The sequence below is a fragment of the Myxococcus faecalis genome, from assembly GCF_050039385.1.
GTDB classification, from domain to species: Bacteria; Myxococcota; Myxococcia; order Myxococcales; family Myxococcaceae; genus Myxococcus; species Myxococcus fulvus.
Genome location: NZ_CP144336.1, coordinates 10,670,824 through 10,680,699, shown reverse-complemented (window position 1 = coordinate 10,680,699; position 9,876 = coordinate 10,670,824). Strand labels below are relative to the sequence as shown.

The following is a 9,876-nucleotide window of genomic DNA, read 5'->3' as shown; positions in this document are numbered from 1 at the left end:
GGACTCCCCTGCGCCTCGCCCGACGTGGGCACTCGCGCGACGAGTGCCTACTGCCGCGTCGCGAGGTGCTGGTCGAGCCGCGCGAGCGTCTGCTGGCCACCTTCGATGGCGTACTTCGCCGCCTGCTCGCGCGCTTCGACGGTGGGCAGCGTGTGCTGCATCGTGACGCGCGTCTTTCCCGCCTCGTCCTGGAAGGTGACGACGGCCTTGAACAGCACCTCGCCTTCCTTCGTGCCGTGATCCCACTCGAGCCGCTCGTTGGGGACGACCTTCGTGTAGACGATGTGGTTCGCGTAGTCGGTGCCATCGGGCCCGTGCATGGTGAACTTCCACGCGCCCCCCGGCCGCACGTCCTTGCTCACCGTGGTCGTGCGGAAGCCGTTCGGCCCCCACCAGTGGGAGATCATCTCCGCGTCGGTGAACGCCTGGAAGACCAGCGCGCGTGGGGCGCTGATGAGCCGCGACAGTTCCAGCTGACGCTTCGCGAGTTCGTTGAGGTCGAGCGCTGCGTTCATGGGGGGGCTCCTCGGTCCTTCTTCTTCGGGGTTGGAATCTTGCGGCCGCGCGCCGGGCGCTTCTGCCCCTGGACGTCGGCGAGATAGTCCTCGAGCCGGTCGAGGCTGGCCTCCCAGAACTCGCGATAGTCCTCGAGCCAGTCGGTCGCGTCCTTCAGCGGCTCCGGCGCGAGTCTGCAGGGGCGCCACTGGGCTTCGCGGCTCCGCGTGATCAGCCCCGCGCGCTCGAGCACCTTGAGGTGCTTCGTCACGGCGGGGAGGCTCATGTCGAAGGGTTGGGCGAGCTCCGTGACGGAGGTCTCCCCCTTCGAGAGCCGCGCGAGGATCGCGCGCCGGGTCGGGTCGGCGAGTGCGGCAAAGGTGGCGCTGAGTGGGTCGCTCGGCATGGCTTGATTAACCTTCTGTTAAAATAACCAACTGGTTAAATGAAAGGCAAGCGCGAATCGCGTCGAGCGTTCGCTGTGCGGTTCAGGGCTGCTGCGTCGAAACGCGCGGGGGCGGAGGCGGCGCGAAGGCCTCCACGAGTCCCTGGGTCATCGCGGTGGCGAAGACCTCCAGCGTGCGCTCCTCGCGCCAGCGCGCGGCCTCCTCGAAGTCGAGCGCGTGGTGCGTCTCCACGATGACCGAGGGCATCGTCGGCTTGCGCAGGACGAAGATCTGCCGGTGTGACGGCTCGCGGGACACGAAGACGCCGGGCTGCGCGGTGTCGGTGGCGTAGAGGCCCACGTAGTCCACGCCGTCGTAGTGGAGGAACCCGCCGCGCGACAGGTTCCGCGCCAGCGCTCGCGCCAGCTCCGCGCGGCGACCCTGGAGGGGGGCGGGCGCATCCTCGGACCAGAGCACGCTGAAGCCGGGCGTCGTGTCCTGGCGGTTGCACGACTGTCCCTCCGCGGGCGCCCACGGCTGCGACGTGCCTCGCGAGTCCGAGTGCAGGCTCACGAACACGTGCGCGCCCCAGCGCTCCGCATCGGCGAGCCGACTCGTATACGGCACCCGCTGTCCCGGCTCACGGCTGATGCGCACCTCGAAGTGCCCCGTGGCCACCAACCGCCGCGCCAGGTCCTGCGCCACGCGCAACGTGAAGACCTCCTCGTCCTCGCACGTGACGGAGCGGTTGCCCGTGTTCCCCTCGGCGCCGTGTCCCGCGTCCAGGTACACCCGACGTCGCGCGAAGCCCTCGGGCACGTTCGCGGGGACGAGCGTCAGCGTGGCTCCCGGCGCGGGCCACCTGGCCACGACAGGCGGCTCGACGACCGTCTCCGCCGCGCGCATCGGCCTGTGGGGAAGGGCGCCCCGTGTGCCTTCCACGGACCCACGGACGGCGCTCGGGTCGACGGGGAGCGAGCCCGGCCGCGCCGCCTGGGACAGGTGCGTCGAGGCATCAGGAGACACCTCGCTCGAGGCGCGCACGCAGGCGGTGCCCGTGAGCAGCAAGACTCCCAGTCCCCACACTCCAGCGGCGGATGTCGGCATGTCAGGTTCGACGCCTGGCGAGCGGGCGTCGTTCCGCAGTGTGGCCCGGAATGACGGGGAAGCGGAAGCCGGCCCGGGGAGCCCGCCTGCCCGGACGCCCTGTCGTCGCGCTTGCGTTTCCGTCGCGCATCGCGAAGAAGCGGGGAGCCATGTCCGTGGAGCGCCCGCAGCCCGATTCCTCCGCTGTCCCACACTTCGCCACGGAAGGAGCCCTGCGCTCCTGGCTGCGCGAGCACGGCGTCGAGCACCTGTCCCGCCTGAGCCTCACGGTGTTGTCGCCCTTCGTGGACCCCGCGCTGCTGCCTCAGTCCCGCCCCGCGATGGCCCGCCGCAGGCTGGTGGAGATGCTCAGCGAGGAGGGCCGTACGCGCTGGACGCAGGAGTCCCTGCCGTCGCCGAAGATGAAGGACCTCCTGCCCCGGCTCGCGTGGCGCTTCGTCGAGGAGGAGCGCAAGCAGGCGGAGGAGACCCGCGCCTCGCTCGCCGCGCGACTGGCGCCGCCCGAGGACCCGCGCACGCACCGTGTCCATGGCCTGTTGCTGGACCTGCGCTCCCGCGCGCCCGCCACCGTGGCCACGCGGCCCTTGCACGCGCTGCAGCTGGAGTCGCTCCAGCACGACGCCGAGCTCCCTGGCTTCCGCTTCCGCGAGACGCGCTGCTCGGAGCTGCCCTACGGCGCGCAGATGGGCTTCATCCTCCCCGAGGCCCGGCTGACCTTCACGCCCTCCGTGGTGCAGGGCGACTGCACCTGTGGCGCGCCGCCGTGTGTCCACCTGGTCGCCGCCATCGACACGGTGCTGTTGTGGCTGAACCAGCCGTGGACGGAGCGCTTCGGCGAGACGCTCGACGAGCTGGTGCGACCGGGGTGGGACCGCACGTTGAGGGCGCTGGAGCGCGCGCTCGATGAGGGCACGGGCAGCGGCGCGGCGGTGGAGGTCTCCTGGCGCGTCGACGTCATCGAGGGCTACGGCGTGGAGGTCCACCCGTACGTGCACCGGCGCAACAAGAAGGGCCAGCGCTCCACGGGAGCCAAGGTGAGTCGCCGCAAGCTGCTCCAGGAGCATGGCTCGCAGCTCTCCTCGCTCGACGCGCGCCTCGCGTCGCTGCTGCCGGATGGCGACGCACCCGCCTCGCGCGCGCTGCTGCTGGAGCTGGTGGACCATCCCCGGCTCTATCAGGAGGGGACGCAGGACCTGCTGGTCCAGGTGGACCGCGCCAAGGTGGGCATCGTCGCCTCTGAGCGGGGCGGCGCTGTCGTCGTCTCCGCGGGCGTGGACGGCGCGAGCCTGCCCGCGTCCATGGTGGACCGCGTGCGCCGCGCGAAGCCGGAGGAGGCCCTCTTCCTCTGGGACGAGGGCTCGCGCAGGCTCACCGTGCTGGACGCGGGCCCGGAGGTCCGCGCGCTCGTGTCCGTCCTCCAGCGCCACGGCAACGTCTTCCCTCCCGAGAGCCACGGCGTGCTGCTGGAGAAGCTGGCGAAGCTCTCGGTGCGGCTGCCCGTGGCCATGCCTCGCGGTGTCATGGGCGAGAAGCTGCCTTCGCTCCAGCTGCCGGTGCTGCGCTTCGAGCTGGAGCCCGGCAGCGCGGTGCGCGTGGAGCTGCGCGTGCGGGCGCTCCCGGACAGCATCAGCTTCATCCCGGGCGAGGGGCCTCGGGACGTGTACCTGCGCCGGGGCCTGGAGCCCGTGCACACGGTGCGCGACTTCGTGAAGGAGCTCGCCGTGGTCCACGCGCTCCAGGCGAGCCTGCCCCTGGCCACCGCGGAGGCGCAGGCGCTGCCGTTCAGCTTCTCGTTCCCCAACGTCCAGGGCGCGCTCGGGCTCTTGTCCGCGTGTCAGTCGCTGGAGTCGCCGCCGGAGCTGGAGTGGGGTGGCTCTCCACTTCGCCTCGTGGGCTCTCGCGGGGCGAGCGCGCTGCGAATCACGGTGGAGCGCAAGCGCGACTGGTTCGGCGTGCTCGGAGGGCTGGCGGTGCAGGGCGAGCGCGTGGAGATGGCGCGGCTGTTGGACGCCGCGCGTCGCAAGGAGCGCTTCGTCCAGGTGAAGGACCAGACCTACGTGGAGGTCGAGGAGGCGCTGCGCCAGCACCTGGAGCGACTGGCGGACCACGCCCACCTTTCGCGCCACGGCTTGGAGGTGGGTCCGGCCGCGGCGGAGTCGCTGTCCGCCCTGGGCAGCGCGGGCGCGACGCTGGACGCGGACGCGACGTGGAGGGGGCTCGTCGAGCGCATCTTCGCCGCACGGGAGCTGAAGCCGAAGGTCCCCGCCACGCTGAAGACGGACCTGCGTGACTACCAGGTCGAGGGCTTCCGCTGGCTCACCCGGCTGGCCTCGTGGGGCGCGGGCGCGGTGCTCGCGGACGACATGGGGCTGGGCAAGACGGTGCAGGCGCTGGCCGTGTTGCTGGAGCGCTCGAAGCTGGGGCCCGCGCTGGTGCTCGCGCCCACCTCCGTGGCCTTCAACTGGATGGACGAGGCGAAGCGCTTCGCGCCGTCGCTGAAGATGCGGCTGTTCTCCGAGGCCGCGGACCGGGGCGGGCTGCTCGAACGGCTGGGTCCCCGCGACGTGCTCGTGCTGAGCTATGGCCTCTTGACGCGCGACATCGGCCGGCTGTCCGAGCTGCGCTTCGCCACGCTCGTCTTCGACGAGGCCCAGGCCCTGAAGAACGCGGGCACCCACCGCTTCCGCGCCGCGCGGGCGCTGCAGGCGGACTTCAAGTTCGCCCTCTCCGGCACTCCATTGGAGAACCACCTGGGAGAGCTGTGGAGCGTCTTCTCGCTCGTCTTCCCCGGGCTGCTCGGCAGCCACGACGCCTTCCGCACCCGCTTCGCGATTCCCATCGAGCGCAGGGTGGACCCCACCGCGGCGCCCGCCCTGGCCAGGGTGCTGCAACCCTTCCTCCTGCGCCGCACCAAGGCCCAGGTGGAGGCGCAGCTGCCGCCGCGCATGGACATCCGCGTGCCCGTCGTCCTCTCCACCCAGGAGTGGACCATGTACGAGGACGCGCGGCTGGCGGCCCTCTCCGCGCTGGAGTCCGCGCCGGAGGTGATGCGCGAGCGGCAGTCACGTGAGCTGGAGCGCCGCTTCGAGGTGCTCGCAGCGCTCACCCGGCTGCGCCTGTTGGCCTCGCACCCGCGCCTCTATGACGCCGAGTCCCGCGTGGAGTCCTCCAAGCTGGAGCGCTTCATGGAGCTGGTCGAGGAGCTTCGCGCCGAGGGCCACCGCGCGCTCGTCTTCAGCCAGTTCACCTCGCACCTGGCCCTGGTGCGCGAGGTGCTGGACGCGCGGGGCATCCGCTACGACTACCTGGACGGCTCCTCCACACCCAAGGCCCGAGAGCAGGCCGTGCGCTCCTTCCAGGAGGGCAGCGCGCCCCTGTTCCTCATCTCGCTCAAGGCCGGCGGCTTCGGCCTCAACCTCACCGCCGCCAACACCGTCATCCACCTGGACCCGTGGTGGAACCCCGCCGTGGAGGATCAGGCGTCGGACCGCGCGCATCGCATCGGCCAGGAGCGCCCCGTCACCGTCTACCGGCTGGTGGCGCGAGGCACCATCGAGGAGCAGATGCTGTCGCTCCACGAGCACAAGCGCGCGCTCGTCGCGGACGTGCTCGAGGGCAAGGACGGCGCCGGGCGGCTCTCCACGAAGGAGCTGCTTGGCCTCTTGTCCCAGCGCCTTGGGGGCCCCGACGAGGAGGAAGTCCCCCGGACGCGGCACTGAAGCGGGGCAGGGGAGCCCCGCAAAGACAACGGGCAGGTCCCTCGGTGAGGAACCTGCCCGCGTCAGGCTTCGAGTCGCTGAAGCCCGCGCTTTACGCGCGGACCTCGGGCGACCCGGGCTCGGTGGACGCAGGAGGCAGCGAGGCCTCCTTGCCCGGCTCGCCACCCGGAGTCCCCGCCGACGACTTGAACGGCGACGTCTCCAGCGCGGCCTTCAGGACCTCGTCCATCTGGCTGACGAAGATGAACTCCAGCTCGTTCTTCGCCTGGTCCGGCACGTCCACCAGGTCCTTGCGGCAACGCTCGGGCAGGATGACCCGCTTGATGCCCGCGCGGTGGGCCGCCAGCACCTTCTCCTTGATGCCGCCAACCGGCAGCACCAGGCCACGCAGCGTGGCCTCGCCCGTCATCGCCGTGTCGTGCCGCACCCGGATGCCCGTGAGCAGGCTGGTGAGCGCCGTCAGGATGGTGACGCCCGCGGAAGGACCATCCTTGGGGATGGAGCCCGCCGGGAAGTGCAGGTGGATGTCCGTCTTCTCCAGGAAGTTGGAGCTGATGCCCAACTGCTCGGACTTGCTGCGCAGGTAGCTCAGCGCCGCCGTCGCGCTCTCCTTCATCACGTCGCCGAGCTGGCCGGTGAGCGTCATGCCGCCCTTGCCTGCCATCTTCGTCGCCTCGATGAAGAGCAGATCGCCGCCGGCCGCCGTCCAGGCCAGACCCGTGGCCACGCCCGGAACCTCCGTGCGCTCCGCGACCTCCGAGTAGAACATCTCGGGCCCGAGGATCTCCTTCACGCGCTCGGCGTTGATGGTCTGCTTCTCCAGCTTCCCACCCGCGACCTCCACCGCCACCGCGCGGCAGATGTCCGCGATGCGCCGCTCCAGGTTACGCACGCCCGCCTCGCGGGTGTACGAGGTGGTCAGCGTCAGCAGCGCCTCATCGGTGATCTCGATGTGGTCCGGGTTGAGCCCGTGCTCCTTGAGCTGCTTGGGCACCAGGTGGATGCGCGCGATGCTCTGCTTCTCCTCGAAAGTGTAGCCCGACAGCTCGATGATCTCCATGCGGTCGCGGAGCGGCCCGGGGATGGGATCCAGCTGGTTCGCCGTGGCGACGAACATCACCTTCGACAGGTCGAACGGCACGTCGAGGTAGTGGTCGCTGAACGTGTTGTTCTGCTCCGGGTCCAGCACCTCGAGGAGCGCCGCGCTCGGGTCGCCACGGAAGTCGGCGCCGAGCTTGTCGATCTCGTCGAGCATCATGACCGGGTTCTTCGTGCCGGCCTTCTTCATGCTCTGGATGAAGCGGCCGGGCAGCGCGCCGACGTAGGTGCGCCGGTGGCCGCGGATCTCCGCCTCGTCACGCACGCCGCCCAGCGACAGGCGCACGAACTTGCGGCCCGTGGCCTTGGCCACGCTCTGACCCAGCGACGTCTTGCCGACGCCCGGAGGACCGACGAGGCACAGGATGGGCCCGCGCATGTCGTTCTTCAGCTTGCGGACGGCCAGGTACTCCAGGATGCGCTTCTTCACCTTCTTGATGCCGAAGTGATCCTTGTCGAGCTGCTGGCGCGCGTTCTCGATGTCGAGGTTGTCCTCGGACAGCTTCGACCACGGCAGGTCGGCGATCCAATCCAGGTAGGTGCGCGCGACGGTGTACTCGCTCGACGCCGCCGGAATCGTCTTCAGGCGGTTGAGCTCCTTGTTCGCGACCTTCTCCACCTCGGGAGGCAGGGCGGCCTTCTTCAGGCGCTCCTGGAGCTCGTCGAGCTCCTCCTCCTCCTCGCCCATCTCGCCGAGCTCTTCCTTGATCGCCTTGAGCTGCTGGCGCAGGTAGTACTCGCGCTGGGTCTTCGACATCTCGCCCTTCACGGCGGAGTCGATCTTGTTGGAGAGCTTGAGGATCTCACGCTTGCGGTTGAGCAGCTCGAGCACGAGCTTCATCCGCGCCTTGAGGTCCACCGTCTCCAGGACGGCCTGCTTCTCCTCGATCGGCACGTCCACGTTGGCGGCGATGAGGTCGGCCAGGTGACCGGGGTGGGTGATGCTCTCCACCAGCTCCGTGGCGGCGGCCGGCAGCTCGGGCATCAGCTCGATGACCTCGCGCGCCAGCTTCTTGAGGTTGATGCCCAGGGCCTCCACCTCGACGTTCTCCGCGGAGGTCTTGTCCTCCACCGCGTCGACGCGGGCCTTGAGGTACGGGGCCTCCTGCACCAGCTCCACGACACGGAAGCGGGCGAGTCCCTGGACGACGAGCGAGTAGTTGTCCTCGCCCATCTTCAGAAGCTTCACGATACGGGCCACCGTCCCCATGGTGTAGAGGTCGGCGGCGCCCGGATCCTCTTCCTCGGCGCGGCGCTGCGTGACGACACCGATGACCTGGTCGTCGCGCACCGCGTCCTTGATCAGGGCAATGGTCTTCTGACGGCCGACGGCCAGCGGGAGCACGCCGCCGGGAAAGAAGACGCTGTTCCGCAGGGGCAGGATCGGCAGCACCTGGGGAATGTCTTCCTTGTTGATGAGCCCCGGAGGGGCCATCGCGGTGGGCATTGCGCTCGCGGCGGTGCCCTTCTTCTTCTCATCGGACATGAAGTTCGGCCTCTTCCTTCTTCAAGCCCGGCCCTCCCTGCGACCGGACCGGTGAACATCTGTCGGTTTTCTGCGGCAGATGAACCAACGTAACAACCAAAACGCCCGTGGCAAACGCCGTGTGCGATTTTCCACGCTCAAGTCGGATGCCAGACGCTGCGTCCTTGTCTCGCGTCCGGGCCGGGGGTGGGGCATGCTCGCCCCCCCAGCCTCGCTGCGACGCACCGCCCGGGTGCGCCGCCTTCCCCCTCAGGAGGACGCCATGAAATCCAGAACCCGAGCCCCCCTGCTCCTGTTGCCGGCCCTCTGGGTGGCGTCCTGTACGTCGCCCGTCGACGAGGCCGGATCCACCCTGCCGGGCAAGTGTCAGAGCGAATCCCCGGTGGTGGCCCCGCAGAAGACGGACATCCTCTTCGTCATCGACAACTCCGGCTCCATGGCCGAGGAGCAGGCCGGAATCGCCACCGAGCTGCCCGCCTTCATCCAGGGCCTGCGGGAGGGCGGCGGCGTCACCCAGGACTTCCGCGTGGGGGTGATCACCACCTCCGTGTACCGCCGCGTCTTCACCCAGGGCCGGGAGTTCTACTCGGAGTATCCGAGGGAATCCGGCCTCCTGCAGCCGGTGCCGAGGGCGAACGGGAGCGCGTCGGAGGACCGCTTCGTCGAGAGCTCGGATCCGGACCTGCTGGAGCGCTTCCGCTTGCTGGTGAAGCAGGGGACAAGTGGCAGCGGGCAGGAGTCCCCCTTCGAGGCCGCCCGACTGGCGGTCTCCGAGCCCCTGACCACCACCTCCATCGCCGAGGGTGGGAACGGAGGCTTCCTGCGGGACGGGGCGCGGCTGCTCGTCGTGGTGGTGACGGACGAGGAGGACTGCAGCTCCACCGCGCGGCCGCCGCCGGTCATCGTCACGGACGACACGTCGGTGGACAATTGCCATAAGGGCGCGGCGCTGCTGACGTCGGTGGAGGAGTACGCCGAGGCCTTCAAGAGCCTGCGCGACTCCAAGGGCGGACGTCGGGAGGTGCTGTGGGCCACGGTGGGCCCGGTGGCGCTGAGCGACAAGCGGGCGGAGCTGATCGAGGACGTGACGCCGCAGGGCACGTTCGTGCGCAACGCGGACTGCCCCACGTCCTACGGGCCGGGCTACCGGCACCGGGCGATGTCGGAGAAGTTTGACTCGGCGCTCGACAACCTGGACTCCATCTGTCGGGAGAGCTACCGCGACACGCTGCTGCACATCGCGGAGCTGGCGGCGGTGGCGCAGAGCCTGGACGTGGTGAACCTGCCGGATCCGCGCCTGGCGCAGGTGGAGATCACCCGCGCCGGGGGCACGGTGGAGCGCTGCTCGGTGGCGGCGGGGGACCTGAGCTACGAGCCGTCCGGGGAGGACCGCCCCGCGCGGATCTACTTCGGCGGCAGCTGCCTGCGCCGCGCGGATGATCAGAAGGTCGAGGTGAAGGTCATCTGCGCCGGTTAGGTCCGCCGGAGGGGTGACGCCCAGGGGCTCGAAAACCCTGGCGTCGCCCCGGTGGATCCAAGCCATCACGTCGTGTCGCCGGGCCCGTCGCCGTGCGTCCTGTGCGGG

At 70.0% G+C, this 9,876-nt stretch carries 6 protein-coding genes; 2 read left to right on the top strand and 4 right to left on the bottom strand.

What is annotated here, in order from left to right:
* Positions 1-47: 47 nt before the first annotated feature.
* The 3 genes from VZQ01_RS42325 to VZQ01_RS42315 form a co-directional block, all read right to left on the bottom strand.
* Entirely contained in the window at positions 48-515 is a 468-nt protein-coding gene (locus VZQ01_RS42325; protein ID WP_046713612.1) for an SRPBCC family protein, read from the bottom strand.
* Positions 512-901, bottom strand: a complete 390-nt coding sequence (locus tag VZQ01_RS42320; RefSeq protein ID WP_223748777.1) for an ArsR/SmtB family transcription factor — start codon at positions 899-901, stop codon at positions 512-514. The genes VZQ01_RS42325 and VZQ01_RS42320 overlap by 4 nt, the downstream gene beginning before the upstream one ends.
* A gap of 82 nt (positions 902-983) precedes the next feature.
* Positions 984-1,988 carry an N-acetylmuramoyl-L-alanine amidase family protein gene (locus VZQ01_RS42315; protein WP_426746491.1) on the bottom strand — a complete coding sequence of 335 codons (1,005 nt, stop codon included), beginning with the start codon at positions 1,986-1,988 and terminating at the stop codon, positions 984-986.
* 149 nt (positions 1,989-2,137) lie between these two features.
* Here VZQ01_RS42315 and VZQ01_RS42310 point away from each other — a divergent pair, with 149 nt between their 5' ends.
* Positions 2,138-5,707, top strand: coding sequence for a DEAD/DEAH box helicase (locus tag VZQ01_RS42310; RefSeq protein WP_426746490.1), 3,570 nt, complete (start codon positions 2,138-2,140; stop codon positions 5,705-5,707).
* A 91-nt stretch (positions 5,708-5,798) separates the two neighbouring features.
* On the opposite strand, the gene lon is transcribed toward VZQ01_RS42310, so the two are convergent.
* Positions 5,799-8,291: an endopeptidase La gene (gene lon / locus VZQ01_RS42305; RefSeq protein ID WP_141332086.1), complete on the bottom strand. Its 2,493-nt coding sequence runs from the start codon at positions 8,289-8,291 to the stop codon at positions 5,799-5,801.
* 262 nt (positions 8,292-8,553) lie between these two features.
* Between lon and VZQ01_RS42300 the strand changes: the two genes are divergently transcribed.
* Positions 8,554-9,768 (top strand): vWA domain-containing protein, encoded by a 1,215-nt coding sequence (locus tag VZQ01_RS42300; protein ID WP_426746489.1) that lies wholly within the window; start codon positions 8,554-8,556, stop codon positions 9,766-9,768.
* Positions 9,769-9,876: the final 108 nt, after the last annotated feature.